This window comes from Methanoculleus frigidifontis, from assembly GCF_030464345.1.
Classification (GTDB): Archaea; Halobacteriota; Methanomicrobia; order Methanomicrobiales; family Methanoculleaceae; genus Methanoculleus_A; species Methanoculleus_A frigidifontis.
Map to the genome: position 1 here is coordinate 77820 of NZ_VCYH01000003.1, position 25839 is coordinate 103658.

General features: G+C 63.5%; 28 protein-coding genes. 13 read left to right on the forward strand and 15 right to left on the reverse strand.

All coding sequences use genetic code 11. The annotated features are described in order from the left end of the window. Positions 1 to 2: 2 nt before the first annotated feature. A complete protein-coding gene (locus FGU65_RS05210; RefSeq protein ID WP_301663366.1) occupies positions 3 to 2018 on the forward strand; it encodes a copper-translocating P-type ATPase in 2016 nt (671 codons plus the stop codon). Positions 2019 to 2022: 4 nt separating this feature from the next. Here FGU65_RS05210 and FGU65_RS05215 read toward each other — a convergent pair whose 3' ends face one another. The 3 genes from FGU65_RS05215 to FGU65_RS05225 form a co-directional block, all read right to left on the reverse strand. Beyond that, positions 2023 to 2853 (reverse strand): hypothetical protein, encoded by an 831-nt coding sequence (locus FGU65_RS05215; RefSeq protein ID WP_301663367.1) that lies wholly within the window; start codon positions 2851 to 2853, stop codon positions 2023 to 2025. Between the two features lie 48 nt (positions 2854 to 2901). Next, entirely contained in the window at positions 2902 to 3612 is a 711-nt protein-coding gene (locus FGU65_RS05220; RefSeq protein ID WP_301663368.1) for a PIN domain-containing protein, read from the reverse strand. A 68-nt stretch (positions 3613 to 3680) separates the two neighbouring features. Beyond that, entirely contained in the window at positions 3681 to 4019 is a 339-nt protein-coding gene (locus FGU65_RS05225) for a type II toxin-antitoxin system PemK/MazF family toxin (RefSeq protein WP_301663369.1), read from the reverse strand. A 68-nt stretch (positions 4020 to 4087) separates the two neighbouring features. On the opposite strand from FGU65_RS05225, the gene FGU65_RS05230 reads away from it, so the two are divergent. After that, positions 4088 to 4717 carry a nitroreductase family protein gene (locus FGU65_RS05230; RefSeq protein WP_301663370.1) on the forward strand — a complete coding sequence of 210 codons (630 nt, stop codon included), beginning with the start codon at positions 4088 to 4090 and terminating at the stop codon, positions 4715 to 4717. Between the two features lie 23 nt (positions 4718 to 4740). On the opposite strand, the gene FGU65_RS05235 is transcribed toward FGU65_RS05230, so the two are convergent. Then, complete coding sequence (locus tag FGU65_RS05235; RefSeq protein ID WP_301663371.1) at positions 4741 to 5142, reverse strand: hypothetical protein; 402 nt, start codon at positions 5140 to 5142, stop codon at positions 4741 to 4743. Further along, a complete protein-coding gene (locus FGU65_RS05240; RefSeq protein ID WP_301663372.1) occupies positions 5135 to 5614 on the reverse strand; it encodes a GNAT family N-acetyltransferase in 480 nt (159 codons plus the stop codon). The genes FGU65_RS05235 and FGU65_RS05240 overlap by 8 nt, the downstream gene beginning before the upstream one ends. A gap of 87 nt (positions 5615 to 5701) precedes the next feature. Between FGU65_RS05240 and FGU65_RS05245 the strand changes: the two genes are divergently transcribed. Continuing rightward, entirely contained in the window at positions 5702 to 6190 is a 489-nt protein-coding gene (locus FGU65_RS05245) for a dienelactone hydrolase family protein (protein ID WP_301663373.1), read from the forward strand. Positions 6191 to 6252: 62 nt separating this feature from the next. After that, a complete protein-coding gene (locus FGU65_RS05250) occupies positions 6253 to 7377 on the forward strand; it encodes an aminotransferase class I/II-fold pyridoxal phosphate-dependent enzyme (protein WP_301663374.1) in 1125 nt (374 codons plus the stop codon). Between the two features lie 7 nt (positions 7378 to 7384). Here FGU65_RS05250 and FGU65_RS05255 read toward each other — a convergent pair whose 3' ends face one another. The 4 genes from FGU65_RS05255 to FGU65_RS05270 form a co-directional block, all read right to left on the reverse strand. Next, complete coding sequence (locus FGU65_RS05255; protein ID WP_301663375.1) at positions 7385 to 8059, reverse strand: glycerophosphodiester phosphodiesterase; 675 nt, start codon at positions 8057 to 8059, stop codon at positions 7385 to 7387. A gap of 106 nt (positions 8060 to 8165) precedes the next feature. After that, positions 8166 to 8360, reverse strand: coding sequence for a hypothetical protein (locus FGU65_RS05260; RefSeq protein ID WP_301663376.1), 195 nt, complete (start codon positions 8358 to 8360; stop codon positions 8166 to 8168). 248 nt (positions 8361 to 8608) lie between these two features. Then, positions 8609 to 8842, reverse strand: coding sequence for a DUF2795 domain-containing protein (locus tag FGU65_RS05265; RefSeq protein ID WP_301663377.1), 234 nt, complete (start codon positions 8840 to 8842; stop codon positions 8609 to 8611). Positions 8843 to 9144: 302 nt separating this feature from the next. Further along, positions 9145 to 9411, reverse strand: a complete 267-nt coding sequence (locus FGU65_RS05270; RefSeq protein ID WP_301663378.1) for a DUF2795 domain-containing protein — start codon at positions 9409 to 9411, stop codon at positions 9145 to 9147. 377 nt (positions 9412 to 9788) lie between these two features. Here FGU65_RS05270 and FGU65_RS05275 point away from each other — a divergent pair, with 377 nt between their 5' ends. The 4 genes from FGU65_RS05275 to FGU65_RS05290 all read left to right on the forward strand — a co-directional run bounded on the left by FGU65_RS05275 (position 9789) and on the right by FGU65_RS05290 (position 15880). Next, entirely contained in the window at positions 9789 to 11987 is a 2199-nt protein-coding gene (locus FGU65_RS05275; RefSeq protein WP_301663379.1) for a BMP family ABC transporter substrate-binding protein, read from the forward strand. 165 nt (positions 11988 to 12152) lie between these two features. Then, positions 12153 to 13604, forward strand: coding sequence for a serine hydrolase (locus tag FGU65_RS05280; RefSeq protein ID WP_301663380.1), 1452 nt, complete (start codon positions 12153 to 12155; stop codon positions 13602 to 13604). A 329-nt stretch (positions 13605 to 13933) separates the two neighbouring features. Next, on the forward strand, positions 13934 to 14725 hold the full coding sequence (locus FGU65_RS05285; protein ID WP_301663381.1) for an ABC transporter substrate-binding protein: 792 nt from the start codon (positions 13934 to 13936) through the stop codon (positions 14723 to 14725). Between the two features lie 72 nt (positions 14726 to 14797). Next, positions 14798 to 15880 carry a DMT family transporter gene (locus FGU65_RS05290; RefSeq protein ID WP_301663383.1) on the forward strand — a complete coding sequence of 361 codons (1083 nt, stop codon included), beginning with the start codon at positions 14798 to 14800 and terminating at the stop codon, positions 15878 to 15880. Between the two features lie 169 nt (positions 15881 to 16049). On the opposite strand, the gene FGU65_RS05295 is transcribed toward FGU65_RS05290, so the two are convergent. The 4 genes from FGU65_RS05295 to FGU65_RS05310 all read right to left on the reverse strand — a co-directional run bounded on the left by FGU65_RS05295 (position 16050) and on the right by FGU65_RS05310 (position 19130). After that, on the reverse strand, positions 16050 to 16739 hold the full coding sequence (locus FGU65_RS05295; RefSeq protein ID WP_301663384.1) for an amino acid ABC transporter permease: 690 nt from the start codon (positions 16737 to 16739) through the stop codon (positions 16050 to 16052). 16 nt (positions 16740 to 16755) lie between these two features. Next, positions 16756 to 17499, reverse strand: coding sequence for an amino acid ABC transporter ATP-binding protein (locus FGU65_RS05300; RefSeq protein WP_301663385.1), 744 nt, complete (start codon positions 17497 to 17499; stop codon positions 16756 to 16758). A 4-nt stretch (positions 17500 to 17503) separates the two neighbouring features. After that, a complete protein-coding gene (locus FGU65_RS05305; protein ID WP_301663386.1) occupies positions 17504 to 18181 on the reverse strand; it encodes an amino acid ABC transporter permease in 678 nt (225 codons plus the stop codon). A gap of 160 nt (positions 18182 to 18341) precedes the next feature. Continuing rightward, the gene (locus FGU65_RS05310; RefSeq protein WP_301663387.1) at positions 18342 to 19130 is read right to left on the reverse strand and encodes an ABC transporter substrate-binding protein; all 789 of its coding nucleotides are present in this window, start codon (positions 19128 to 19130) and stop codon (positions 18342 to 18344) included. Positions 19131 to 19733: 603 nt separating this feature from the next. Here FGU65_RS05310 and FGU65_RS05315 point away from each other — a divergent pair. From FGU65_RS05315 to FGU65_RS05325, 3 genes are read left to right on the forward strand one after another with little or no spacing between them, the layout of a single operon-like run. Beyond that, positions 19734 to 20228, forward strand: a complete 495-nt coding sequence (locus FGU65_RS05315) for a hypothetical protein (RefSeq protein ID WP_301663388.1) — start codon at positions 19734 to 19736, stop codon at positions 20226 to 20228. Between the two features lie 18 nt (positions 20229 to 20246). Further along, on the forward strand, positions 20247 to 21164 hold the full coding sequence (locus FGU65_RS05320) for a beta/alpha barrel domain-containing protein (protein WP_301663389.1): 918 nt from the start codon (positions 20247 to 20249) through the stop codon (positions 21162 to 21164). Positions 21165 to 21170: 6 nt separating this feature from the next. Then, positions 21171 to 22205, forward strand: a complete 1035-nt coding sequence (locus FGU65_RS05325; RefSeq protein ID WP_301663390.1) for a 6-phosphofructokinase — start codon at positions 21171 to 21173, stop codon at positions 22203 to 22205. 22 nt (positions 22206 to 22227) lie between these two features. On the opposite strand, the gene FGU65_RS05330 is transcribed toward FGU65_RS05325, so the two are convergent. Beyond that, on the reverse strand, positions 22228 to 22464 hold the full coding sequence (locus FGU65_RS05330; protein ID WP_301663391.1) for a hypothetical protein: 237 nt from the start codon (positions 22462 to 22464) through the stop codon (positions 22228 to 22230). Positions 22465 to 22625: 161 nt separating this feature from the next. Then, the gene (locus tag FGU65_RS05335) at positions 22626 to 23111 is read right to left on the reverse strand and encodes a GNAT family N-acetyltransferase (RefSeq protein ID WP_301663623.1); all 486 of its coding nucleotides are present in this window, start codon (positions 23109 to 23111) and stop codon (positions 22626 to 22628) included. Between the two features lie 266 nt (positions 23112 to 23377). On the opposite strand from FGU65_RS05335, the gene FGU65_RS05340 reads away from it, so the two are divergent. Then, entirely contained in the window at positions 23378 to 25084 is a 1707-nt protein-coding gene (locus FGU65_RS05340) for an ABC transporter ATP-binding protein (RefSeq protein WP_301663392.1), read from the forward strand. A gap of 37 nt (positions 25085 to 25121) precedes the next feature. Further along, on the forward strand, positions 25122 to 25838 hold the full coding sequence (locus FGU65_RS05345) for a DUF5714 domain-containing protein (protein ID WP_301663393.1): 717 nt from the start codon (positions 25122 to 25124) through the stop codon (positions 25836 to 25838). The last annotated feature ends 1 nt before the right edge of the window (position 25839 follow it).

The window sequence follows — 25839 nt, forward strand, 5'->3', positions numbered from 1 at the left end:
TCATGGCAGCGGCAAAGTACGAGGAGCAGCTCCGCGAGGCGGGCAGGCCGGAGCGCCAAAAGACGCACCGCCACGGCGCCGGCCATGGAGACGCGCTTGCGGACTTCCGCAGGCGCTTTATCGTCTCTACCATCCTGACGGTGCCCATTCTCCTCCTCTCCCCGACCATCCAGGGTTTCTTCGGGTTCACCCTCGTCTTCCCGGGCTCCGTCTACCTGCTCCTCGTGCTTGCCACCGTCGTCTACATCTACGGCGGATGGCCGTTTCTTGCCGGGATCGTCCGGGAACTTCGGGTGCGGTCGCCCGGGATGATGACCCTGATCGCCGTCGCCATCACCGTCGCCTATCTCTACAGCGCTGCGGTCGTTCTCGGGCTGGTCGGCGGCGACGGGTTTTTCTGGGAACTGGCGACGCTGATCGATATCATGCTCCTCGGTCACTGGATCGAGATGCGCTCGGTGCTCGGCGCCTCCCGGGCGCTCGAGGAGCTGGTGCGGATCATGCCCGCGGAGGCGCACCGCGTCACCGACGGCGGCGCCGAGGATGTCCCTGTCGAGCGTCTCGCTCCCGGCGACCGGGTGCGAATCCGGCCCGGCGAGAAGGTGCCGGTGGACGGCGTCGTGGTCGAGGGGGCGACCAGCATGAACGAGGCGATGCTGACGGGCGAGTCGAGGCCGGTCGCGAAGAAGCCGGGCGACACGGTGATCGGCGGCGCCGTCAACGCCGAGGGCTCGGTCGTCGCCGAGGTGCAGAAGACCGGGAAGGAGACCTACCTTGCGCAGGTGATCGACCTCGTGGAGCACGCGCAGCAGAGCAGGTCGCGTGCCCAGGACCTGGCTGACCGCGCCGCGTTCGTCCTGGTGGCGATCGCGCTCTCGGTCGGTGCGATCACCTTCACCGCCTGGCTCCTCGCCGGCGAGACGCTCGGCTTTGCGGTCGAGCGGTCGGCGACGGTGATGGTCATCACCTGCCCGCACGCCCTCGGGCTTGCGGTCCCGCTGGTGGTGGCGGTCTCGACGGCGCTCGCCGCACAGACCGGTCTTCTGATCCGCGACCGGAGCGCTTTTGAACGGGCGCGGAACCTCGAGGCGGTCGTCTTCGACAAGACCGGGACGCTGACCGAGGGGCGGTTCGGCGTGACCGATATCTTCCCGCTCGACACAATCGGCGAGGACGAACTGCTCCGTCTCGCCGCCGCGGTCGAGAGTGCATCGGAGCACCCCATCGCCCGGGGCGTGGTGCGGGCGGCGGAGGAGCGCGGGCTTGAAGTGCCCGGGGCCGATACGTTCCAGGCCATCCCGGGCAAAGGAGTGGAGGCAGACGTGGCCGGGCGGACGATCCGCGCCGTCAGTCCGGGTTACCTGGACGAGCAGGGGATTGCCGTCCGGAATGAGCGGGTGGCGGCGGCCGGCCGGCAGGGTAAGACCGTCGTCTATCTCCTGGAGGGCAACACTCTCCTGGGAGCGTTCGCTCTTGCGGATATCATCCGGAAGGAGTCGCGGGAGGCGGTCGACCGGCTGAAGGGGATGGGCGTCCGGTGCATGATGCTGACCGGCGACAACCGCTCCGTCGCGGCCTGGGTGGCGGAGGAGCTCGGGCTCGACGAGTTCTTTGCCGAGGTGCTCCCGACCGAGAAGGCGGAGCGGATAGCCGATGTCGCCCGGCGCTACCGGGTGGCGATGGTCGGCGACGGGATCAACGACGCACCGGCGCTGGTGCAGGCCGATGTCGGGGTTGCTATCGGTGCGGGGACCGACGTCGCGGTTGAGAGCGCGGACATCGTGCTCGTCAGAAACGATCCCCGGGACGTAGCGACGATCGTCACGCTCTCACAGAAGACCTACGCCAAGATGGTGCAGAACCTGCTCTGGGCGACCGGCTACAACGCGGTCGCCATCCCGCTCGCCGCCGGCGTGCTGATCGGAGCCGGGATCGTCATGAGCCCGGCCGCCGGCGCGGTGCTGATGAGCGCGAGCACGGTCATCGTCGCGATCAATGCTCGCCTGCTGCGCCTGTGAGGAGTCACGGTTCCCGGCCGGTGAGGTGCGTTACAACGCGGTAGAGGCCGGTCCCGATCATCCCTGCCCAGAGCGGGAAGATCGCGATGATGGCGGCTTCGCCCCCGATAACGGCCGCGAGGAACGCCCACGCAAGCGCCAGAACCTGTGCCGACTGAACCCGGAGTGGATTTAAGGGCCTGCCCGTCCGATCCCCGGCCGCTTCGACGGTGCTCGATCCGCCGATCACCGCCAGGAAGAGGAGTGATGCGAGGATGACGGCGCCGTTCACCCGCGGCCCGATGATATCGATGGCGAGGCCGCGGCCGGTGACGGCGAAGAGCCCGGTCTCCAGGGCGGCTGCCAGGGCGAACACGAGCTGTTTCCGGTTTGGGCGGGATAATACCCCGTCGAGGAGAAACGCGGCTATGGCTGCCAGTCCGGCAAAGAGATGCCCCTGCCAGAGCGGCCATGCAGCGACCGCGAGCACGATGACCGAGTCCGGGTACCCGGCCGCAAGGCCGGTGGTGCGGTTCACCATCCGGAGCAGCAGCAGGGCGAGGAGCGCGATACCCGGGTCGGGGAGCGGCAGGAGCAGGAGTGCGCCCCCCGCCAGCCCTGCCGCAACGAAAGCGGCATACTCCTTCTCGGGGTCGAGCTCGCGGGCGAGCGCCCAGGCGAGGAAGACGGACGCCGCTGCCAGAACGGCGGCGATGCCGCTTGCGAGGACGCCTGCCCCGAGTGCGAGGTTCAGGGCGACGGCGGCCGCGAAAACTCCGAGCGTCAGGATGCTGATGTTGCGGTTCGTCGGGTAGGCAGGATCGACGGACCGGACGAGTGCGGATGCCGGGGGCATGGCGATCGGCACCCCCCTCCGCCGCAGGCACGCATGAATGTTGCGGCGCTACTCTCCGGCTTCGGTCTGCCGGCTCTCGAACCGAAGAAGGGGTTCTGACGGCTCTTTCCCGATCGCTCTGAGCGCGGTTGAGATGTTTCCGTCTATGGTGAGGCGGTGCCCGGTCTTCTCCGCGTACTCGGCGGTCAGGAACGTGATGTGGTTTCTGTAGGTGGCATCGCGGGTGATGAGAAGGAGATCGCCGTCTGCCTGCCCGAGGATCATCTCCCAGATCACCTCGTCCCCGATCGTATCTTTCCTCTCGCTCTTCGGGGGATTGCCGAGGAGTTTTCGCCGGTGTGCCCGCTCGACGTGCTCCTCGGTCCGCCGGATGACGGTCACCGCCGGATCGTCGATGAGCCCGGAGAACGAAACGTACAGCGGGTCCTTCTGCGGATCGGCGATCATCTCCCTGATGCCGGCGACGAGCGACTGGAGCGCGGTATTGTAGTCGTCGCTTCTCTCCCGGAGCGTGGAGAAACCCTGCTGCTGCCGGACGAGGAACGGGGGGTGCAGGTCGTCGATCTCCGTTCTCCGCATCTGCCGGGACTGGGAGTCCAGGATCCGGTCGCGGTTGCGGAGAAATTCATCGGAGATCATGTCGGGAACGAGCAGGGAGCGCTTCAGCATCTCGATATCGCCGAAGACCTCCCGTACGTCCTCATCCGACCAGTATAATCCCAGGAACAGGTTGGTGTCGATACATATGCGCATCGTCATCCCGGGGTCATGGCCGCGGGGTGTGATAAGGGTTTCTGGCACCGGACGGAGAGACAGCCCGCCTATCGCTACGGCCGCCCGTCCGCCTGCACCGCCGCCGTAAGGGCGGCAACCATCTCGCCGGTGAGTCTCCCTTTCTTTCCGACGACCGAGGCGGTCCTGATGGTGACCGTATGCGCCGTTAAGATGTAGCTCTCGTCGAAGAGGTCAAGCCCGCCACGGGCAAAGCCGTCGAGGGAGAGCGGAATACAGGCTGCATCGGTCGGCGGGGTGCTCGATACCGGGCAGACGATGAGAGCGTTCCTCTCGACTGCGGTGATGACGACTGCAGGCCGCGTCTTCTCGCCTCCGGCTCCGCCGAAGCGGAGGGGTGCGAGAATGACATCCCCGGCCGCGAAGGATCCCATACCGATATGCATGGACGTTTCGGAGGATAAGGGAATTGATCTTCCTGCCGGGAATGCACCTATATAGGATGAGTGCCGCAGTCCCCTGCATGCAGCAGCAGGTGACACGTACGGCCGGTGAAGGTGATGCAGAGGCCGTCATCGGAGCGATCAACGGACGGCGGAGCATCCGGGAGTACGAGAAACGCGATCTTGCGGAGGAGACGGTTCGCCGGCTCATCGATGCAGGTGTCCAGGCGCCGACCGGGCTTGGTTTCCAGCCCTGGCGGTTCGTCGTCGTCAGGGACAGAGACCTGATGCGGGAGGTCTCGGAGTACTGCAAGAAGACGCTGACCGCAGAACTGGCGGGTGTGGACGACGAGAGTACGCAGCGGTTCCTCTCGCTCCTCAAACAGGAGGGCTTCAACATCTTCTACAACGCCCCGGTGCTCGTCCTCGTCTTCGGCGCCGCTGACGATCCCATGAGTTCCCTCGACTGCACGCTCTGCGCCGAGAATATGATGCTGGCCGCCTGGTCGCTCGGAGTCGGGAGCTGCTGGATCGGATCGGCGAGCGTCGTCGCCCGGAATTCCGACCTCATGGAGCGCCTGCAGGCGCCGGAGGGCTACAATCTTGTGGCGCCGCTGATCTTCGGCTACCCTGCAGCCATGCCGGAGAAGCCGGAACGGCGCGATCCGGTGATCACCCGGGTCGGCTGATCCGCCGGCCAGAACCCCTTTTTTCAGATCGGTGCACCCGGGTACTGCGCCGCACACTCCTGGTAGACGTGGAAGAGCTGGAAGACGAGCGCGATCGTGTAGATGATCACCAGAAAGACCAGCATCAGTGCAAGGTTCGCATTACCCGCCTGCAGGTGCGACCGGATGTCCCGCAGGACCGGGTACGCCGGGACGACGACGAAGACGACCGCAAAGAGCAGCATCATCACGACGGTGGCGAGGGTGATATCGGTGTCCGGCAGCCCGTTTCGCAGCAGCTCGATGAGCATCAGGATGATCTGGCGGTACGACAGGATGGTTGCGATCAGCAGAAACCCGAAGAAGGATGCGTAGGACCCGACGACGCCGACCTCGCCGGCGGAGAAGAGCGGCTTTCCGGGCGTAAGCGCACGCGTATCAGGCATGTTCCTCTCCCTCTTCGAGGGTGAAATCGACCTCGAACATCACGTAGCGCGCCTCCTCCATCCCCGCCGCCCGGTAGGCTTCCTGTGCAGTCACGTTCTCGGCATCGACGTAGAGCCGGAGCCCCGCCACATCAGGCCGTGCCCGCGCTTCCCGCTCGACCTGCCGGTAGATCCGCCTGAAGACCCCCCGGCGGCGGGCACCCTCCTGCACGTAGACGCTCTGTATCCACCAGAAGAACCCGCACCGCCAGTCGCTCCACTCGTACGTCACCATGCACTGACCGAGGATGCGCCCCTCCTCCGCCGCAACGAGGTAGAACCCCCGGCACGGGTCGGCGAGGACGGCGTCGACCCCCGCCCGTGCCGTTGCCGGATCGAGATCGCGGCCCTCCGTCTCCCGTGCGGTCGCACGGTTGTTCTCTGCAATGGTTCCGGCATCCTCCGCCACGGCACGCCTCAGGATCAGCGTCATCATCATACAGGGGCCTGAGAAGACTATCAGCGTTTCTGAACGCCCCTGCCGCAACTCCCAAATACCCGGGGGCATGAGAATCCTCCCATGCAGGGCACGGTCAGGGTCTCCATGGAGGACGGTATGCGGACAGCAGAGATACGGGGCATCGGTGCTCTCCGGGTGCGCTACCGCTCCGCAACGAACCTCACCGAGGCCGTCCTCGACACCGCCGCGGGAGTAGAGTTCCTGAAGGCTGAAGGCGTTACGTCGATCGGGCTCGTCGGCCACTCATTCGGAGGCGCGGTCGTCATTCAGGCGGCTGCAAACGACGACGCCGTGGACACGGTCGTCACCCTCGCAACGCAGAGCCTCGGCGCCGCCCCGGTCTCCCGTCTCAAGCCGGAGGCCTCAGTACTGGTGATCCACGGGAAGGAGGATGGCATCCTCCCGCCTTCTTCGTCGGTCTCCACCTACCAGCGTGCCCACGAGCCGAAGGCGCTGATCCTCTATGAAGGGGCGGGGCATATGCTCGACGAGGTGGCGGGTACCGTCTCCCGCGACGTGATGGAATGGCTCCTTGGCCGGCTCGGGTGATCGCAGGCTCGTTTCGTGCAATTAATGACCTATTTTCTGCAAAACCTGGAGAGGTGGTACGGATGAATCTGCGTGAGTTCAAACTGGAACGGTTCCTGGCGGAGTACGAGTTTCGTGCACCCTACCTGCTCTGCACCTCGGACTGCGAATCGGTGAGCATCGGCGACCTTCTGGCGATGGAAGAGGGGGCGGCGGACGCCTTCTCGGCTATCCGGCTCGGATACGGCGAACCTGCAGGCAGCCCTGCGCTGCGGGAGGCGATAGCGGGGCTGTACGAGGGGATAGGGCCGGACGCAATCGTCGCCTTCAACGGGGCGTCCGAGGGGATCCTGGCCTACATGAGCGCCGTTCTCGCGCCGGGAGACCACATCGTCGTCCAGTGCCCCGCCTACCAGTCGCTCCACGAGACCGCCCGGGCGAACGGCTGCAGTGTGACGCCGTGGCGGATGACCGAGCAGAGCGGCTCCTGGCACCTTGACCTCGATACGCTCGAGGAGAGTATCCGGAAGACCACCCGGGCGATCGTCATCAACTCGCCCCACAACCCGACGGGGTACCAGATCCCGCGGCGGGACTTCCTCGCCATCGCCGAGATCGCCGACGACCACGGAATAGCCGTCTTCTCCGACGAGGTCTACCGCTGCCTGGAGCACCCGGGCACCGGGCGGCTTCCCGCCATGGCCGATATCGCCGAGAACGGCATCTCCCTCGGGGTGATGTCAAAGGCGTTCGGGCTCGCGGGGCTGCGCACCGGCTGGATTGCCACCCATGATACGGCGGTGCTGCGGAGGGTCGGCGCGTTCAAGGACTACTCGACGATCTGCAACAGCGTACCGAGCGAGTTTCTCGCAGCTCTTGCGCTCCGGCACGCGGATGCGCTGGTGGAGCGAAACCTCGGGATTGTCGGAGAGAACATCCGCCTGCTCGAGGGATTCTTCGACCGGCATCGTGACCTCTTCGCATGGTCGCACCCGGCGGCGGGTTCGACCGCCTTTCCGGCGATCCGGTTCGATGAAGATGTCGAGCAGTTCTGCATCAGGCTGGTCGAGGAGTGGGGCGTGCTGCTGCTGCCCGGCACGGTATTCGACTACGACGGCCGGCACTTCCGGATGGGATACGGCCGGCGCGACCTCGCCCGCTCGCTCGAACGGCTCGAAGAAGCCATCGAAGCAGGGTTCTGCCCCTGATCCCCCGTCACCCGCGCGTCGCGTCCCGTGCCATGCAGGGGTCGTCGCTGGCAAACCCGTCCACGCCGAGGCTCTCGGCCCGGTGGATATCCTCCACGCTGTTCAGCACCCAGGGGATCACCAGAAGACCACGCTCGTGCGCCGTGCGCACAAGGCCGCCGTCGAGCCGGTCGAACCGGGGGAGGACGGCGTCGGCGCCGAGGTCTGCGGCGTCCCGGACGGGATCTCCCTGCTCCTCGGAGAAGATGAGTCCTGCTCCGGCGCCGGGGAGGAGCTTCTTCGCCGCCGCCACGCTCCCGGCGTGGAAGGAGACGAGCATGCACCGTTCCGGCAGGTTCTCGAGGAGGGTTGAGCAGACGATCTCCTCGGTTCCCTGCTCCTTGATCTCGACGATGAGCCCGGAGCGTCCGTCGACGAGGCTGAGCACCTCCCGCAGTGTCGGGATCTTCTCCCCCTCTCCGGCGTCGAGGCTCCGGAGGTCGTCGAGAGCGAGGTCGCGCACCCTGCCCGTCCCGTTCGTCGTCCGGTCGACCGTTGCGTCGTGGATCACCACCGGTATCCCGTCCCTGGTGAGGCGGACGTCGATCTCGACGTAATCGGCGCATGCCATGCCCGTGCGGAGTGCGGCAAGGGTATTCTCCGGTGCACGCGCCCGTGCACCCCGGTGCCCTACGATGAACATACTCCCCCTCTCTGGAACCGGGCACGATATACCTGATGGGCGGTGGGCGTGCCTCGCGACGAGGGGGAGCTCGGAAAAAAGAACTATTCCGGAATCTCTGATCTCATCAGAGTTTCTTCTCCACCGCGATCATGATCGCGGCGGCGATGAGCAGCAGAATAATATCGTTGATGTACGGGATGGAGGAGATGAGCGACTGGATGAGAGACGTGATATGGAAGAAGTCCTCGACCACCTTCAGGACGATATAAATAACGATGAGCCCCCCGATTAATTTTATAAGGGGTGTGATATCTTTCATGCAGGATATTTGGCGATAGTTCGTATTAAACCATATGCTTTGCGCAGCGGGAAATTCCTCCGAGAATTGCAAAAATCGAGGTTTCTCCTGGACGATATCGCTGCCCTGCGGTGAGGTATCCGGGAAGGGGTTCGCCCTCTCGGGGATGCCTGCAACGATCGGCGAAAAGAGAGGATTTTTCAGAAAAGGGCACTTCGGCCGCCGCCGCCCGGTGCCTCTTCCTGCATCGCCGGACCCGGCAGAACGTGCTATTTCTGCTGGACCCGGCGAAACTCCGATTCCACGTCCTCGATGGTGTTGTACAGCCGGTCGTCGAACATCTCAAGGACACGGATAACCGCCGGTATCGCTCCGGTCTTCTTTGCGTGGTCGATGATCCGCTGCTTGGGCGCCGGGTACGTGACCCACTGGATATGCACCTCAAGTGCGGCAGGGCTCAGCTCCTCGATCGGTACGGCCTTTGCGGACTGTTCTTTCCCCATCTCTTTCACTCCTCCTGGTTTTCTTCGTCACCGGTGCCGGGCAGATACAGAACCCGGGTGCAGCCAAAATGGTTTCGGTCATCCGGGCGGCCGCCCGGAACCGGTACCAAGTGGCTCTGGTGAAACACCGCGTGAAACGCTTGGGGGGTACACACCCGGTTGATGGAGATATCTGCTCCGGTTCTCCGAAAAACCCCTCTGACACCTCGCTCCAGGACGGCCATCGCCTCCGCACAGTGTCCGGTTATGCTATGGCATCCTCGAAAGCCGGAATGAGCACCGTGACAGCCCGAAAAAATTGGTTATTTGATCCTGCCGAACTCTTTGCTCACGTCCGCGGCGGACTGGTACTGCTTGTCGTCGAACTGCTGCAGCGCCGTGATGACGGCGTCGGGCGCGTCGTTCTTCCTGGCATGATCGATCAGGTCATGTTTGCCTGCCGGATAGTCCATGCCGCCGAGGAATTTCTGGAGTGCGGATGCGCTCAGTTCCTCGAACGACTGTTCCGCATGCAGCGACGCCTGGCCGCCTTTCTGTCCGCCTCTGACCGATGGTCTCTCTTCTGCCATTGTTCATCTCCCCGCATCCGGTAGATGCAACGCCCCGAAACCGGTTCAGACGACAAATAGGTTGCGGTCGAAGGATCTCGATGCCGGATGGCGTGGTGGTATCCCGGGCACGTCCCGAACGTGTCTGCGGATGGAACGACCTGTCTCGATCGGCGCACCTTTCCCGTCCTGCCGGCAGGAACGATGTGCATCATAGGTAGAATCTGTGTGGGGTATTCCCGGGATGCAGATCCCCCAGCTCCCCTCACGTCCACCCGGTACAGGTACGAACGGTCGTGGCGCATCCGGCGCAACAAAGAAGGCTTATTGGCATCGCTGCCGTACGCATACCAATAACCTGCCGGTCAGCCGTACCGGCATCGGGACGCATCTCTTCCATGACCCTGCGACCGCTCCACCCAGGACCCGGGCTTCTCCCGGTCGTTATGCTCCTCTGCATCGTCACCGCAGCGTTCTCGTCTGCAGGCTGCACCGCTCTCGCGGGCACCGATGCCGCCCCCGTCCGTATCGGCGTTCTGCTGCCGGCAAACGGTCCGCTTGCCATGCACGGGCTGGACAGTCTTGCCTGGGCGGTGGACGCCCTGAACCGGCAGGGCGGATTTGACGGTCGCCCGATCGAGCTCATCTACCGGGACACGAGCACCGGCAATATATCCGCATACGCGGAAGAACTCGCCGGGCGGGGCGACATCGGCGTCATCATCGGCCCTGCGACGAGCGCGGAGCTTTCTGAAATTGCCCCGCTCGTCACGAGCCAGGGCAAGATCCTCATCTCTCCGAGCGCCACGTCGGGACTCATTACGGCCGGTTTTGCGGAAAGTGACCGCGTCTGGAGAACCTGCGCCGTCGACGGCCAGCAGGTGAAGGCGGTCTTCCGGGTCCTCCACGATGATGGTGTCCGGAACGTCTCGCTCATCACCGCGGACGCGACCTATGGGGAGACATTTGCGCGGCTCGCCCCTGGAGCGGCCGCGATGACCGGGATCCGGATCACCGGAGCGGTCTCCGTTGATGCATCCGACGACGTCGCGGGGCTTGCCGCACGGATCGGCGAGGAAGACCCGGATATGGTCGTTGCTGCGGTGTACCCCGAAGATGCGGCCAGGATCGCAGATGCGCTGGATGCAGCGGGCTCGTCCGCCGATCTCTTCCTGACCGATGCCTGCCGGTCGCCGTACCTGCTGGAAGCCCTGGGCGAGCGGGCGGAGGGAGTCCGGGGTACGTCGCTCACCTCCGATCCCTCGACCGGGTTTGCCATCGCCTACGAGGAGACCTTCGGGGAGATGCCTCCGCCGTTTGCCGCAGAGACCTACGACGCGCTCCTCCTCGCCGTCTACACCGCGGCGCGGCAGGAGGCGGCACCGGCCGAATCGCCTGCAGAATCTCTCCGCCGGGTCGTCTCCGGCGACGGCATCACCAAAGGCTGGGACCCCCAGGAGGCGGGCGAGGCCATCGCGACGCTCCGTACGGGCGGGCACCCGGCTGTCACCGGTGCTTCCGGCCCTCTCCGGTTCGGCGCACGATCATCCGCAGGTCCGCTCGTCGGCTACTATACCTGCTGGGCCGTCGAAGGCGGAGCCTTCTGCGAGAGCACTCCGGTTCCTTCTGCGGACGTCTCTCCGGCACTCCCCGGCCTCTCGTACGACCCGGCCGGCGATACCGGAGACGACCGGCCGGTGGTCTGGATGGTCTACCCGCTGGTGAAGGGCGACCGGTCGTTCGCGGACTCGGCGTACCGGGGTCTTTTCCGTGCGCAGGAGTCGTTCTCCATCGTCAAGCGGGAGTGCACCTACGGCGACCTTCCGCTCCTCGATGCCGTCTTCGCTGCGCAAACCTTCACCGAGAAACCCGACCTCGTGATAACCGAAGGGTTCCAGTTCACCGACGCCTCACGGAGATGGGCGGAGGCAAACCCGGGCATCCGGTTCTTCACCCTCGAACAGGCGGACTATGGCCTTCCGAACGCATGCGACGTCGTGATGGTTCCGTACGGGGCGTCGTATCTCGCGGGCGTGATGGCAGCGAACATTACATCGACGGGCAGGATCGGTGCGATCGCCGGGGCGCCCGTCTCCGTCATCGATCCGTTCGTCGAGGGATTCCGGGCAGGGTCGGAGGCGTATGACCCGTCCGTGAACGTCACGGTGCGCTATGTCGGCGAGAGCTTCGCGGGGTTCGGCATGCCGGAGCGTGCGGGTGAGATCGCCCGGGAGCTCCGTAATGAGGGCGTCGACGTCATCCTGATGATCGCCGGCTCCTCGAACACCGGGATCGTCGACGCCGTCCGGGAGACCGGCGACGTCTATCTCATCGGCGAGGATACCGACCAATCCTACCTCGCCCCGAGCCTCGTCGTCGCATCGGTGGTAAAGCAGATCGATCGGATCGTCTGTCATGCGGTGGAGGAGGAGGTCTCCGGGGCGTTCACGCCGGGAAGGGAGGTCTGGACGCTCGAGAACGACGGCACCGGGCTTTTCATCTCGCCCCGGTTCGCCGACTATGCATGGGCCGCCACCGACTGGCGGGAACGGGCGATCGCTGCGGAGAAAGAGTATCTAAAAACAGCCGTCATCTGACCGGGACGATCCCCCGCTCCGATCATGCTCCTGCCGCAGTTTCCCCTTTCATGATCGCTTTCCTACGCGAATCGAATCATCATGTTTATTAGCTGCTTCGGTGTATCCCTCACCATGGCTCGAAAAATTGTATCATCCGTGCTTATTTCCGGTATTATCGTTACTATGGTCATTTTCGCCGGAACACTCCCTGCAACGGCGGCTTCCGATGCGCGGCTCGAAGGATTTGATGCCTATATCGAAAAGATGCTCGCCGACTACGAAGTACCCGGCGCCGTCGTTGGAATAGTCGAAGGTGACCGGGTGATCTATCTGAAAGGGTTCGGCGTCCGGGAAATCGGCGAGCCCGGGACGGTCGACGAGAACACCAGGTTCCAGGTTGCGTCGGTCACGAAATGGTTTACGGGAGCGGCGATAGGCACTATCGTCGATGAGGGAAAACTCTCCTGGGATACCCCGGTTGTTGAGTATATTCCCGAGTTTGCATTGAAGGACGAGTATGCCGGCAGATATGCCACCCTCCGCGACCTCCTCGCCCACCGGGCAGGGCTTGCACCCTATGGCGGCGAACTTCTCGGCAGGATTGGCTACTCGAATGAGGAGATACTCCACCGGACCCGATACCTGGAACCTGCCGCAAGTTTCCGTGAGCGGTATCTCTACAGCAACGTCGGTTACTTTGTCGCCGGCGAGGTGGCGGCCCGGATAGACAACCGGTCCTGGGAGGACCTGACGAGAGAACGGATACTTGTGCCCCTCGGGATGACGCGGTCCGGCACCACGCATGAGACCATGTACCTCGACAGTAACCACGCATCCGGGCATGCCGGATACGGTTTGGATCTGGAGACGATCCCGCTTGAGTCCGCTTCTATGCCTGCTGCCGGCCAGATTGTCTCGACGGGCGCGGATATGACCCGGTGGGTCAGGATGCTCGTCGGCAACGGGACGTTTGAAGGAGAGCAGATCCTCGCTCCGGCAACGCTTATGGAGATCATGAAGCCGAGCATGGTCAGCGGGCCGGGAGGCCCGTTGGGCGATCCGAACGGGGCGACCGGGCTTGGGTGCGACAGTTACCGTTTCCTCGAGTACCGTGTTGTCGAGAAGAACGGGGCGCTTGACGGGGTACGGTCGATCGTCGCGATAGTGCCAAAAGAGCAGATCGGAATCGTCGTCATTGCAAACAAACAGCTGACGGCATTCCCTGAGGCGGTGCGGTGCGAGTTCCTCGAACGCTTCCTCGGAAGAGCCGGTGTCGATCTTCAGGAGAAGACCCTTGCAAGCCAGAAGATCTGGGATTCGCTCATTCTTTCCCCCGATATTCCAGCGGACGCTCATCCGCAGACGCGGGACAGCGCAGATTTTGCCGGCACATACATGGGGTCCCTCTTCGGCGACCTCCGGGTGATTGCTGCCGGGGACGTTCTGACGGTCGAGATCGGCAGGGTAGGTTTCCCCGGAAACCTCACGCATGTGACCGATAACGTGTTCTGGCTCTCCTGGCCAAATCCCGACGATCAGCCCGGATACATCACCTTTACCACCGGTCCGGACGGGAGCGTGAACGGGATCGATTCAAAGACCTTCGGGAGATTTACGCGGACCGGCCAGGCTTAACCGTCTCCCTTTTTTAACCCTTTGAGACAGCTGGAGACGCAGACGATGCTGTCCAAAGAGACGTCTGGACACCGTACCACCGGGGGTGACGGATCGGTTCCTGACTCCGGGAGCGGCATCTGTCGGTGCACCGGATGATGTTGCGGAGATTGCCACACGGATCCGGAAGAAAGGGCCGCTGCGGTTGTTGCTGCCGTATACCGGAAAGGTCGTCGGGATCGGAGTGACGGACTGATTGTAAAGAGTCAGGTCTGCGATCGCCCCTCTTCCGCCCTAATCCCGGGTCTGATTCCAAAGATATATATTTTCTATGTGTCTATTGTATTTTCATGGAAAGGAACGGATTATTCGTGATGCTGGCCTGCGCTACGGTGCTGGCCGTGCTCTTCGCCGGCTGCACCGGCACCCAGACCGAGACGCCGGCAGCGACCGGTTCAGAAAAACAGACGTACATCATCGGCATCGACGCCGAGTACCCGAACTTCACCTTCATCGACAAGGACGGCAACGCCGTTGGCTTCGACGTCGACTCCGCCAAGTGGATCGCCGAGCAGCAGGGTATTGAGGTGACGTTCCAGCCGGTTGCCTGGGACTCTATCATTCCCGCGCTCCAGGCAAAGAAGATCGATATGGTCTACGCCGGCATGACGATCACCGACGAGCGGAAAGAGAAGGTCAACTTCACCAACCCCTACTGGACGGTCAACCAGGATGTCGCAGCACGCGAGGGTTCAAGCGTCACGCTTGACGACGTCCTCGCCGGCAGCGCGACGATCGGAACCCAGCGGGGCTGCACCGCCGCGATCTGGGTCGAGGAGAACCTGATCGAGACCGGCAAGATGCCGGCCGAGAACCTCAAGCAGTACGACAACACCCCGCTTGCGGTCAACGACCTCGAAGCAGGCAGGGTCGACGCGGTCATGTATGACGACCTGGTGCTCAAGGACATCATCGCCGGCAAGTCCGTACACATCATCGGATCGGTGGAGACGAACGAGCAGTTCGGTATCGCCATCCGCAAGGACGACGTCGAGCTCCTGAATACCATGAACGAGGGCCTCGGGAAACTGATGAACGACCCCTACTGGGACGAGCTCCAGGCAAAGTACAACATGGCGTGATTCTCCCGGATATCCGGGAATCGGAGAGGATGGCCGCTGCGGCACCCTCTCTCCTGATTTTTCTCATCTACCATGCATGCACACGACCGTAAACCGATAGCCTGCGCCCTTGCGGCCGCGATACTCATCGGCCTCTCCGCACCGCTCGCCAAGCTCCTGCTCGGGGAGGTGGAACCGATCACCCTCGCTTCGCTCCTCTACATCGGAAGCGGTCTTGGGGTCGTCTGCATCGCCGCCGCACAGGCAGCGTGCGGGCGAGACCGGCGGCAGACGGAGTCTGCCCTCCAGAAGGCCGACCTCCCCTGGCTTTTCGGGATGACCCTCTTCGGCGGTGTCCTCGCCCCGGTGACGCTCATGTTCAGCCTTGGCATGCTCCACGCGGCGACCGCCGCCGTCCTGCTGAACTTCGAGGCGGTGGCGACAACGCTGCTTGCGGCCCTCATCTTCAGCGAACCGGTCGGCCGGCGGATCTGGGCGGCGATGGGGTGCATCACGGCGGCGTGCCTGCTGCTCTCGTGGGACCCAACGGCCGCGTTCGGGCTCTCCCTGCCGGCGCTCGGGATCCTGGCGACCTGCACCCTCTGGGCGCTCGACAATAACTTCGGCCAGAGGCTCTCGGGCCGCGATCCCCTTCAGGCGATCGCCGTCAAGGGGCTGGCCGCCGGCATCGCCACCCTCTGCATCGCTCTCCTGTTCGGGGAGCATCTCCCGAGTCCGCTCACCTGCACTGTTGCCATGCTCTTCGGGTTCATCAGCTACGGCGGCCTTGTGAGCGTGCTCTTCCTTCTGGCGCTCCGCGGCATCGGCACCGCCCGGTCAGGCTCCCTCATCGCGATCGCACCGCTCTTCGGGGTGGTCGCCTCGCTCGCCGTCTTTGCCGACCTGCCGGAGATGCTCTTCTTCGCGGCGGCTCCGGTCATGGCAGTCGGTGTCTGGCTGCTGGTCTCGGAGGATCACGTGCATTCGCACTGCCACCCGGCGGAGGTACATGCCCACCGGCACCGGCACGACGACCTCCACCACGACCATGAGCACGCTCCCGGCGACCCGCCGGTCTCGGCGGACGCCGAGCACGCTCACGTCCACCGGCACGCCGAGGTGGTGCATACGCACCAGCACCGGCCGGACATCCATCACCGGCACTCGCACCGGTGATGCGGTTCTTTTTTTCGCGAAAGGGCACACCGGAGCCTTGTGGAGCAGATCCGCTTCAGGAGTGCCTGGGAGTCTTCGTGCTCGCCAGAATTCTGTTATGCAACTCCACGGTCAGGTATTCGGGAATGCCGGATGCGGGCACCCGGCATCCGGAACCAAAAAAAGATACTCAGAGCTGCATCGCGGAGGTCTCGCCCCGGATCATGCCGGGGACGGAGACGTGCTTCTCGAGGAGATTAACGGCGACCGTCGTGATGGTCACGAGGGCGAGGTAGACCAGTCCGACGACCATGAACGTCTCGGTATAGGCGAAGTACTTGGTGGCGACGAGTTTTCCCGCGCCGGAGAGCTCGATCACCGTCAGCATGTAGGCGAGCGACGAGTACTTAATCAGGTAGATGAACTCGTTCGAAAGCCCGGGGATGGCCCGTATCAGCGCCTGCGGGAGGATGATATTCCGGATCGCCTGCAGCCGCGTCATCCCGAGCGCCTGAGCGGCGACCATCTGCCCGTCCTTGATCGAGAGGATCGCGCCCCGGATGTACTCCGAGTTGTACGCGCCGTTGCAGAGGATGAACCCGATCACCGATGCGGTGAAGGCCGAGAAGGTGATCCCGACCGACGGGAGGCCGAAGTAGAGGATGATGAGCAGCAGCAGCAGGGGCGTCCCCTTGATCAGGTAGACGAAGACCTTGCAGACCGGGGAGAGGATGCCGCCGCCGTACTGCCTTCCCACCGCCACGCCGATCCCGAGCAGGAGGCCGAACGGCGCCGAGACTGCAATGAGCTGCAGCGTGACGACAAGGCCGCTCATCAGCGCCGGGAGGAGGATCTCGGTGAGGAAGGTTATCTGATCCATGCTTTCTGTTCCTTATTCAGTCGGTGAGCTGGCCGAGGAAATTTCGTGTCCGGGTATACTGCGGGTCGGAGAGGAGCGTCTCCGGTGCTCCCTGTTCGGCGATGACGCCGTTCTCCATGAAGAGGATTTCGGTGGCGGCCGAACAGGCGAAGCTCATCTCGTGCGTGACCACGAGCATCGTCATCCCCTGCTGCGCGAGTTTCCGCATCACTTCCAGAACCTCGCGTGTCAGCTCCGGGTCGAGTGCCGAGGTCGGTTCGTCGAAGAGAATGACGTCCGGGTCCATAGCGAGTGCCCGGGCGATCGAGACCCGCTGTGCCTGCCCGCCGGAGAGCTCGGCAGGATAATGGTCTGCCCAGTCCTCGAGCCCGACCTGGCGGAGTTCGGAGAGCGCCTTTTCACGTGCCTCCTCTTTTTTCATCTTTTTTACCTTCAGGAGCGCGATCTCGACGTTCTCGATGGCGCTGAGGTGGTCGAAGAGGAAGAAGTTCTGGAAGACCATCCCGATCTTCTGCCGGAAGTGGTTGATCCGCGGCCCGGAACCGGTCACCTCCTCGCCGTGCAGCCAGACCCTTCCCCGGTCCGGGGGTGTCAGCTGGTTGATGCAGCGCAGCAGCGTGCTCTTGCCGGTTCCGGAAGGACCGATGAAGACCTTGGTGTCGCCTTTCCGGACACCGAAGGAGACACCGCAGAGAACCTCCTTGTTCCCGAAGGACTTGTGAATGTCCTCAACGTTCAGAATATAGTTGTTCGTACTCATGCGTTCACACCGCTCCTGACCCGAAGCCCGGTATTGCTATCCTCTTCTCCAGCCGATGCAGGATTCTTATGCCGCCGTAGTTGAGGAGAATGAAGACACCGGCGGTCGCTATGTAGATCGGCATCGTGACGTGGGTCTGCGAGACGATCTGCGATGCCCGGGTGAGCAGCTCCGCAACACCGATGGCATAACAGACCGCCGAGTCGGTCAGAATGTTCGGGTACTCGTTCGACCACCCGGGGAGAGCTATCCGCACCGACTGCGGGAGGATGATCGACCGGATCGCCGTCAGCCTGCTCATTCCGAGCGAGCGCGCCGCGATCATCTGCCCTTCTCCGATCGACTGGATCGCTCCCCGGAAGATCTGGGACTGGTATGCGGCGCCGCGGAGGCCGAGCACAACCGCACCGACGACGAACGCCGGGACGTCGCCGAGGCCGAGACCCGGGAAGATGCCGAAGTAGAAGAGGAAGAGGAGCACCAGAATGGGGAGCCCCCTGAAGAACCAGACGTAGATGCCGACGATCCAGCGGAGCGGACGCGAGCCGTAGACCTGGCCGAGCGCCATCGGCAGACCCATCACGACGCCGAGCCCGAGAGCACTTAGGACAAGACCGAGCGTTACCAGAACGCCGGTGAGGAGATACGGAGCCCAGTCGATGAGGATTGCTAAAACGTCCATTTCTGGTATTCCCTGACTTATCTCATGCTCCTCCGGCGGCGGATAGCCCTGTGGGAGAGAGCAGGCATCACTTGGATATATAACGGTTTTTTGTGGAAAGGAAATAAAATTTGTTAATTTATCTCCTTCCCGGTGAAAAAGGTGAGAACGGGGGAGCCGTTCACATCTCCCATTTGTCCTGGAGTTCGTCCCAGTAGGGATCGTTCATCAGTTTCTCGAGGCCTTCGTTCATGGTATTCAGGAGCGCGACATCGCTCTTGCGGATGGCAACCCCGTACTCTTCGCCGGTATCGATCTCACCGATGATGTGTGCGGGCTTGTCCGCAATAGCGTCGAGCATCGGGGGCGTGTCGTAGATTGCTGCGTCTATCCGCTTGTTCTGCAGATCGGTGGCGACCAGCGGGAAGTTGTCGTAGAGCTTGAGGTTCTCGGCCGGCATCTTGCCGGTCTCGATCAGGTTCTCCTCGACCCAGATCTGGCCGGTGGTGCCGCGCTGGGCGCCGATGATCAGCGTTCCGGCATAGAAGTCATCCATGGTGACCGATGTGTCGTCGTGGATGGCGACCGACTGGTTCACCTTCCAGTAGGGGATGCTGAAGTTGACCTTCTCCTGCCGCTCCTTGGTGATCGTCATTCCCGAGTAGACCATATCGATCTTGCCGGCCTGGAGTGCGGGGATGATGCCGTCCCACGCGGTCGGCTGGAACGTCACGTCAAAGCCCTGCTGCTCGGCGATCCACTTTGCGGAGTCCACATCGAACCCGATGGCGTTGCCGTCTTTGTCAAGGTACGAATACGGGGGATACTCAGCGTCGATGCCGATGATGTACGTCTGTTTTTCTGAACCGGTCGCTGCCGGCGTCTCGGTCTGGGTGCCGGTACAGCCGGCAATCCCGACGATCAGAAGAAGCAAGCATGCACAGATTGCTCCTAATGCCTTCCTTTCCATAGATGAAAGCTATTGGGATGCGCCTATTTAGGTGTTGTGAAATGAAGGCGTTGAGCGCCCGGATCAGGGAACCGCTCCGTTCTGCAGAACCCAAATGAGCTACTCGCCGTGCTTTATCCATCTGTACATCGATATATTCCTCGGTAGTGCCCTACGAAACAACTGATACTCCCTTTGTTGGGATCGATCCGGGTGTTCCCGATTGATTGCACCCCGGGGCACGGCTTTCCATTGGGTATCGCCATGACTGCCCCCGCCCCTGGAGGCGGGGGAGGAGGCCGGAGGCCGGGCGAGGTTGGGGGGGTGAGGTGTGCGGATCTTTGCGTAAAACAGGGGAGGGGGGAGGCTCCACCCCCATGGCGATAGCCACCACGGTTCACGGCATGGGGAGACGCCGGGACAAGCCCGGTCCGGCACCAATCCCGTCAGGGAAGAATGACAGCCGGAATAGAGTTTCACCAAGGCCCGATACTGGAAATCTTCTCCCCAGGTTATTTTTGTCATGAACGCGGGTTGGTGGATAGCGTAATTTCGGTCGGATTCTCTGAGATCACGTATCAGGCATATGCTGGAGCACTACCTATTCCTCCGGAAGCGATACGAATGCGAAAGAAGACCTATATCAAACGGTTCGGTGTCATCCCGGCGGCAAAATTCACGCCGGTGCTCACGGCGCTCTACGGGCTGGTTATCGGCGTTACTGCCACACTCGCCGGACGGTTCGCGCCTGTCGCGGGAGGGCTCGCACACGGCATCCCGGGTGCCATCGGCACGATCGGGCTCGGTGTCGGTCTGGTCGTGCTCTTCACGCTTGCCGCGGCGCTGATCGGGTTCATCATCGGGGCGATCCTTGCCGCCCTCTACAATATCGTCTTCTCCACGACCGGCGGGATCGAGGTCGAACTGGATATCAAAGAGCGAAGCCGCCACCAGCCCCTGCAGATACATAGAGGTATCCCTCCCCGCCGCACCCGGGCCGCGGCAGTCCCGGCGAATCTCTCCCCCAAAAAGGGTTGCATCCTCTTTTGCGGCACGAAGGGAAAGCGTCCCGGCCGGCCTCCTCTTCCGCCCGGCGGTGAGCAACACTTAAGTAGATGAGAACGAGGAGACTTGGACATGCCAGCCCAGGCCGATATCACAATCCCTCTCGACGTGCCCGGCGAGGCGCGGGAGACGTACCTGAACGGGTACCGGACGATGACGCACGGGACCGGGAGACTGATGCTCTTTGCCGGCGACCAGAAAGTCGAGCACCTCAACGAAGATTTCTCCGGGGAGGGGATCTCGCCGGACGATGCCGATCCCGAGCATCTCTTCCGGATCGCCGACCAGGCGCGTATCGGCGTCTTCGCAACGCAGCTCGGCCTTATCGCCCGCTATGGGAGCGATTATCCGGACGTGCCCTACCTGGTCAAGCTCAACTCCAAGACCAACCTCGTCGAGACCGCACAGCGCGACCCGCTCAGCTCCGAGCTGCACCACGTCCGGCAGGCCGTCGATCTCCGTGACCGGGCCGGACTGAAGATCCTCGGCGTCGGGTACACGGTGTACCTCGGCAGCGATTACGAGGCGGTGATGCTCTACCAGGCGGCGCAGATCGTCCACCGTGCGCACCAGCACGGCCTCCTCTCCGTGCTCTGGATGTATCCGCGGGGGCGGGCGGTCAAGGACGAGAAGGACCCGCACCTCATCGCCGGTGCCGCCGGGGTCGCGGCGACGCTCGGTGCCGACTTTGCCAAGGTGAACCCACCGAAGAAAGGCGGCTCCGCCGACGCGTCGCTTCTGCGTGAGGCAACCCTCGCGGCCGGCCGGACGAAGGTCGTCTGTGCGGGCGGCGCGACCATGGACGCCGCCGGGTTCCTGCAGCAGCTCTACGACCAGATCCACAGCGGCGGGACAGCGGGGAACGCGACCGGCCGGAACGTCCACCAGCGCGACCTCGACGAAGCCGTCAGGCTCTGCAATGCGATCTCCGCCATCACGCTGGACGACGCCGGTGTCGACGAAGCGCTGAAGATCTACCAGGGGGCGTGAGGGGCGATGACGACGATAGGCGTGCTGACGGGCGGCGGCGACTGTCCGGGGTTGAACGCCGTCATCAGGGCGGTCGTCAGGACGGGGATCAAGTACGGCTACGACACGATCGGGATCCGGGACGGATGGGCGGGCCTCGTCGAGGGCAACGTCGAGCCCCTCACCGACTACTCGGTGACCGGCATCCTCCCGAAGGGCGGGACGATCCTCGGAACGTCGCGGACGAACCCGTTCCGGAAGGAGGCGGACCTCCAGCGGCTCACCGACAACGTCAGGAAATTTGGGATCGATGCGATCGTGGCGATCGGCGGTGAGGATACTCTCGGGGTCGCGGCAAAGCTCTCTGAGATGGATATCCCGGTCGTCGGCGTCCCCAAGACGATCGACAACGACGTCGCAGGCACCGACTACACCTTCGGCTTCGATACGGCCGTCGCCATCGTCACCGAGGCGATCGATCGCCTGCACACGACGGCGGAGTCGCACCACCGGGTCATGGTCGTGGAGGTGATGGGGCGGCACGCCGGCTGGATCGCGACGGTCTCCGGGATCGCCGGCGGTGCCGACGAGATCCTCATCCCGGAAGTCCCCTTCGACCTCGACGAGGTCTGCCGGCACCTTCGGGCACGCTACGAGAGCGGGAAGAGTTTCAGCATCGTCGTCGTCGCTGAGGGTGCAAAACCGAAAGAGGGCGGGGGTGTCATCACCCAGTCCGAGAAGACCGATGCCTTCGGGCACGTCCGGCTCGGAGGGGTGGGAAATTATCTCCGCGAAGAGCTCGAGGAGAGGCTCGGGATGGAGACGCGGGTCACGGTCCTCGGCCACGTCCAGCGGGGTGGTTCCCCGACCGCCCACGACCGCGTCCTCGCGACCCGGTTCGGTGTCAGGGCGGTCGAGCTTATCCGGGAGAAGAACTACGGGAAGATGGTCGCCCTGCACGGCGATGCGATCGTGGCGGTGCCGATCGGGGAGGCGGTCGCGCAGCTCAAGACCGTCGATATGGACCTCTATGACCTTTCTAAGATCTTCTTCGGGAGCTGATAGACCCAACCCCGCCCCGTATTTACATGACCCAGCGCGAGAGCTCGACCCCGGTCTTCACGGAGTACTCCATCTCACCGAAGAGCATCCTGACCGCCAGCCTGGATACCCGATACCCCTTCTCGAGCAGCCACGCATCGACAGGTGCGTTCGCCAGGTTGACCGGGACCGTCACCCTGGAGAACCCTTCCTGCGCACAGTAGGCCTCGACCCGATCGATCGCTTGCGAGAATGACTCTTCTGATCGGTCTTGCAGCACGAGAGCCTTCACGGAGGCGCCGTCGTTCGTGCCCCCTCCCGGTTCGGGCGGACCTGCACGAGGGCAAACCCCCTCCACGCTCTGTCCTCTTCAAGCGGGATCACGGCCGTGCCCGGATCGGCCTCGCACCCTGATATCGAACCCGTCGATAACCTCGCCGGTTATCTCCGCCATCCGGCCGCAGGCGGGACAATCTCTTGGCATCCCTCCCGCGCATCTGTGATCTCTTTCTCGACGATCAGTGTCGGCGTGATGATTCGAAAGCCCGCTCTGCGGTAGAACCCGATGTTGTAGCCGGATTCGGCCGGTGTCTCCAGGCCGATCACCGGGCACCGTTCGTTTTCCTGCAGGCCTGCACGCGCTGCCCGGAGGAGCCGTTTGCCGATTCCGGCTCCCCGATATGCCTCGTCGACGCCGAACGTGCCAAGCCACCCGATACTGCCCCACGTGCGCGAAAAGATGAACCCGACGGTGCTGTCGTCATGCTTTGCCGTAAAACATCCCGCCGGGTTCACGCTGTATGCGTACGCGATGTTCTTTCGCGTCCGGGGAGGGAGGTTATATGACCGAAACGCCAGGTGGTCGATCCGGATGACGTCGCCGAAGTCGTCTTCGCGCATCTCCTCGATGGTAACGGATGGGGTCATCTTCACGCTTCCGTATACGCATCGTATCCGGTGACATATATGTCTCTGCCGGCTGCCCTCACCGCAGGGCTTAATACCTTCAGGACACTTCTTGCATCCCGGAGGCAGGTGGTCTGTCCGGCATACAGTGTTCAGGGCTCTTCAGGCGCTCCCGCCGGGGACTCTCGTTTGTCAGGGAGGTCCTCCGCTCTCCTTCCGGGGCGGAACGGCCGGGCGGAACGGAGGATATCGCCTTCTTCCTGCGCTACGTCCGGCCGCTCTGGAAGGTGGGCGCATCCGCTCTTCTCGCGACGGTGTTCGTCGCGGGGCTGAAGGCTCTCATACCGCTCTCGAGCAAGGTCTTCATCGACGATATCCTGCTCGGGAACGAAGCCGGCCTCTCCTCCCTCTTCCCCGTCTCCTCCCTCACCGCCCTTGCGGCCGCCCTCCTGCTGCTCGGGGCCGTGATGGGCGGCATGGACGTCCTGAGGAGTTACCTCATGGCGCAGCTGCGGGAGCGGTTCTCGCTTGCCCTCCAGACCGATCTCTTCGATCATGTCCTCCGGTTCCCGCTCTCCTACTTTCGGTCGCAGCAGACCGGCTACGTCATGTCGCGGGTCTCCGACGACGTCCAGATCCTGCAGTACGTCTTCTCGCAGTTCCTCCCGACTATGATAGCGAACGTCATGTACGTCGCGTTTGCGTTCGTCGTCCTCTTCAGCCTGAACCTGCGGCTGACCCTGGTCGTGCTTGCGTTCGTCCCGTTCTTTCTCCTGGTCAACGTCCTCTTCATCGGGCGTATCAGAGCCGCCTCCTACCGTGAGCGGGAACGGCAGGCCTACGTCTCCCGCGACCTTGCCGAGGTGATCACCGGGATCGATACCGTCAAGACGCATGCGGCGGAGGACCGCGAAGCCGGGCGGATCTCGCGCACGCTCCGGGACGTCGTGCAGATCCGGATCAAAAACACCATGCTCGCGGCCTTCTCGGAGTACATCCGCATCGGCGTCCAGTTCCTGATGCTCGTCGCCGTCTTCTGGTACGGCGGCAGCGAGGTGATCGCGGGAGCGATGAGCGTCGGTGACTTCGTGGCCTTCACGGTCTATATCGCCACCTTTGCCGCATCAGTCAGCATCTTCTTCTCGTTTCCGGTGGTCATCCAGCCCGCCCTGACCTCCGCTGCCCGTATCCGGGAGATCTTCGGGCTTGAGCGGGAGGTCGGGGAGGAGGGGCTCCTGGCTCCGGAGCATTTCCGGGGACAGATAGCCTTTACGGATATTGCGTTTGCCTATCCGGGCGGAGCGCCGGTGCTCCGCGGCGTCTCCTTCACCGCACGGCCGGGTGACGTGATCGCCGTCGTCGGCAGGACGGGTGTGGGCAAGACCACCCTGATCAACCTGCTCATGAAGGCATTCTCCCCGCAGGCGGGAACGATCATGCTCGACGGGATCGATCTCGCCGACCTCGATCCCCGGTGGGTGCGCCGGCAGATATCGGTCGTCTCCCAGGAGATCTTCCTCTTCCATACCACCATCGAGGAGAACATCCGCTACAGCAGGCCGGAGGCGTCCCGCGGTGAGGTGATCGAGGCGGCACGAAAAGCGCAGGTTCACGATGACATTCTGGGATTTCCAAACGGTTACGCGACGGTCGTCGGAGAGCGGGGCACCCGGCTTTCGGTCGGGCAGCGGCAGCGGATCGCCATCGCCCGGGCGTTTCTGAAGGACGCCCCGATCCTTATCCTCGACGAACCGACCTCGGCGCTCGACACCGCGACCGAGCGGCAGGTGCAGGAGGCGCTCGGCACCCTTGCCCGCCGCCGCACGACGCTCCTCATCTCCCACCGCCCCTCACTGCTCGCGATCGCGGGTCGCATCCTCCTGCTCGAGGAGGGGCGGGTGCGCGAGGTCGAGCCCGGCAGTATCCCCGCCGGGGATGCGGCGGCCGCAGACGCTCAGAAGCGCCACAGACCGGTTGCCGCCTGCAACCCGTAAAAATACCCTTTTATGCGCGCAGGGCCGAGGTACCTGTATGGAGCATAGAACGGGCTGCCTGGTCTGCGGCCGCGACCTCGTCTACCTGGACGAACCGCGCCGGGTGACGTGCCTGTACTGCGGCGAGGCGGAGGATGCCGCGGTCGTCTGCCCTGAGGGGCACTATGTCTGCGACCGCTGCCACAGCCTCTCTGCGCTCGACCTGATCGAGCAGTACTGCACCAGGACGGCCGATGCCGATCCGCTCGCGATCGCCTGCAGACTGATGGAGAGCCCGGCGGTCAGGATGCACGGGCCCGAGCACCATTTCCTCGTTCCCGCCGCGCTCCTTGCGGCATACTATAACCATACCGGCGAGCCGGAGATGAAGGCGAAGAAGCTTGCCGTTGCGCGGAGTCGGGCGGAAGCAGTAAAGGGAGGTTTTTGCGGGACTCACGGGACCTGCGGCGCTGCAATGGGCACTGGCATCTTCATCAGCCTGATCACCGGCGCAACGCCGCTAAAGCAGAAGGAGTGGTCGCTTGCCAATCAGATGACTGCCCGGAGCCTGATGGTGATCGCCCGGCACGGTGGGCCGCGGTGCTGCAAACGCAACTCCTGGCTTGCGATAACGGCGGCGGTCACCTTCCTCCGTGAACGGTTCGGCATCGACCTGCCGGTCAGGACGACGATTACGTGTACGTTCTCGGCGATCAACCGTGAATGCCTCCGTGAGGCCTGCCCGTTCAACCCTGCCGCCGTGCGGGAGTCCTGAA

Excerpts from the sequence above, each read along its gene's own strand:
- FGU65_RS05210 (WP_301663366.1), top strand. The coding sequence starts at position 3 with ATGGCAGCGGCAAAGTACGAGGAGCAGCTCCGCGAGGCGGGCAGGCCG.
- FGU65_RS05215 (WP_301663367.1), bottom strand. The coding sequence starts at position 2,853 with ATGCCCCCGGCATCCGCACTCGTCCGGTCCGTCGATCCTGCCTACCCG.
- FGU65_RS05220 (WP_301663368.1), bottom strand. The coding sequence starts at position 3,612 with ATGACGATGCGCATATGTATCGACACCAACCTGTTCCTGGGATTATAC.
- FGU65_RS05225 (WP_301663369.1), bottom strand. The coding sequence starts at position 4,019 with ATGGGATCCTTCGCGGCCGGGGATGTCATTCTCGCACCCCTCCGCTTC.
- FGU65_RS05230 (WP_301663370.1), top strand. The coding sequence starts at position 4,088 with ATGAGTGCCGCAGTCCCCTGCATGCAGCAGCAGGTGACACGTACGGCC.
- FGU65_RS05235 (WP_301663371.1), bottom strand. The coding sequence starts at position 5,142 with ATGCCTGATACGCGTGCGCTTACGCCCGGAAAGCCGCTCTTCTCCGCC.
- FGU65_RS05240 (WP_301663372.1), bottom strand. The coding sequence starts at position 5,614 with ATGACGCTGATCCTGAGGCGTGCCGTGGCGGAGGATGCCGGAACCATT.
- FGU65_RS05245 (WP_301663373.1), top strand. The coding sequence starts at position 5,702 with ATGCAGGGCACGGTCAGGGTCTCCATGGAGGACGGTATGCGGACAGCA.
- FGU65_RS05250 (WP_301663374.1), top strand. The coding sequence starts at position 6,253 with ATGAATCTGCGTGAGTTCAAACTGGAACGGTTCCTGGCGGAGTACGAG.
- FGU65_RS05255 (WP_301663375.1), bottom strand. The coding sequence starts at position 8,059 with ATGTTCATCGTAGGGCACCGGGGTGCACGGGCGCGTGCACCGGAGAAT.
- FGU65_RS05260 (WP_301663376.1), bottom strand. The coding sequence starts at position 8,360 with ATGAAAGATATCACACCCCTTATAAAATTAATCGGGGGGCTCATCGTT.
- FGU65_RS05265 (WP_301663377.1), bottom strand. The coding sequence starts at position 8,842 with ATGGGGAAAGAACAGTCCGCAAAGGCCGTACCGATCGAGGAGCTGAGC.
- FGU65_RS05270 (WP_301663378.1), bottom strand. The coding sequence starts at position 9,411 with ATGGCAGAAGAGAGACCATCGGTCAGAGGCGGACAGAAAGGCGGCCAG.
- FGU65_RS05275 (WP_301663379.1), top strand. The coding sequence starts at position 9,789 with ATGACCCTGCGACCGCTCCACCCAGGACCCGGGCTTCTCCCGGTCGTT.
- FGU65_RS05280 (WP_301663380.1), top strand. The coding sequence starts at position 12,153 with ATGGTCATTTTCGCCGGAACACTCCCTGCAACGGCGGCTTCCGATGCG.
- FGU65_RS05285 (WP_301663381.1), top strand. The coding sequence starts at position 13,934 with ATGGAAAGGAACGGATTATTCGTGATGCTGGCCTGCGCTACGGTGCTG.
- FGU65_RS05290 (WP_301663383.1), top strand. The coding sequence starts at position 14,798 with ATGCATGCACACGACCGTAAACCGATAGCCTGCGCCCTTGCGGCCGCG.
- FGU65_RS05295 (WP_301663384.1), bottom strand. The coding sequence starts at position 16,739 with ATGGATCAGATAACCTTCCTCACCGAGATCCTCCTCCCGGCGCTGATG.
- FGU65_RS05300 (WP_301663385.1), bottom strand. The coding sequence starts at position 17,499 with ATGAGTACGAACAACTATATTCTGAACGTTGAGGACATTCACAAGTCC.
- FGU65_RS05305 (WP_301663386.1), bottom strand. The coding sequence starts at position 18,181 with ATGGACGTTTTAGCAATCCTCATCGACTGGGCTCCGTATCTCCTCACC.
- FGU65_RS05310 (WP_301663387.1), bottom strand. The coding sequence starts at position 19,130 with ATGGAAAGGAAGGCATTAGGAGCAATCTGTGCATGCTTGCTTCTTCTG.
- FGU65_RS05315 (WP_301663388.1), top strand. The coding sequence starts at position 19,734 with ATGCGAAAGAAGACCTATATCAAACGGTTCGGTGTCATCCCGGCGGCA.
- FGU65_RS05320 (WP_301663389.1), top strand. The coding sequence starts at position 20,247 with ATGCCAGCCCAGGCCGATATCACAATCCCTCTCGACGTGCCCGGCGAG.
- FGU65_RS05325 (WP_301663390.1), top strand. The coding sequence starts at position 21,171 with ATGACGACGATAGGCGTGCTGACGGGCGGCGGCGACTGTCCGGGGTTG.
- FGU65_RS05335 (WP_301663623.1), bottom strand. The coding sequence starts at position 23,111 with ATGACCCCATCCGTTACCATCGAGGAGATGCGCGAAGACGACTTCGGC.
- FGU65_RS05345 (WP_301663393.1), top strand. The coding sequence starts at position 25,122 with ATGGAGCATAGAACGGGCTGCCTGGTCTGCGGCCGCGACCTCGTCTAC.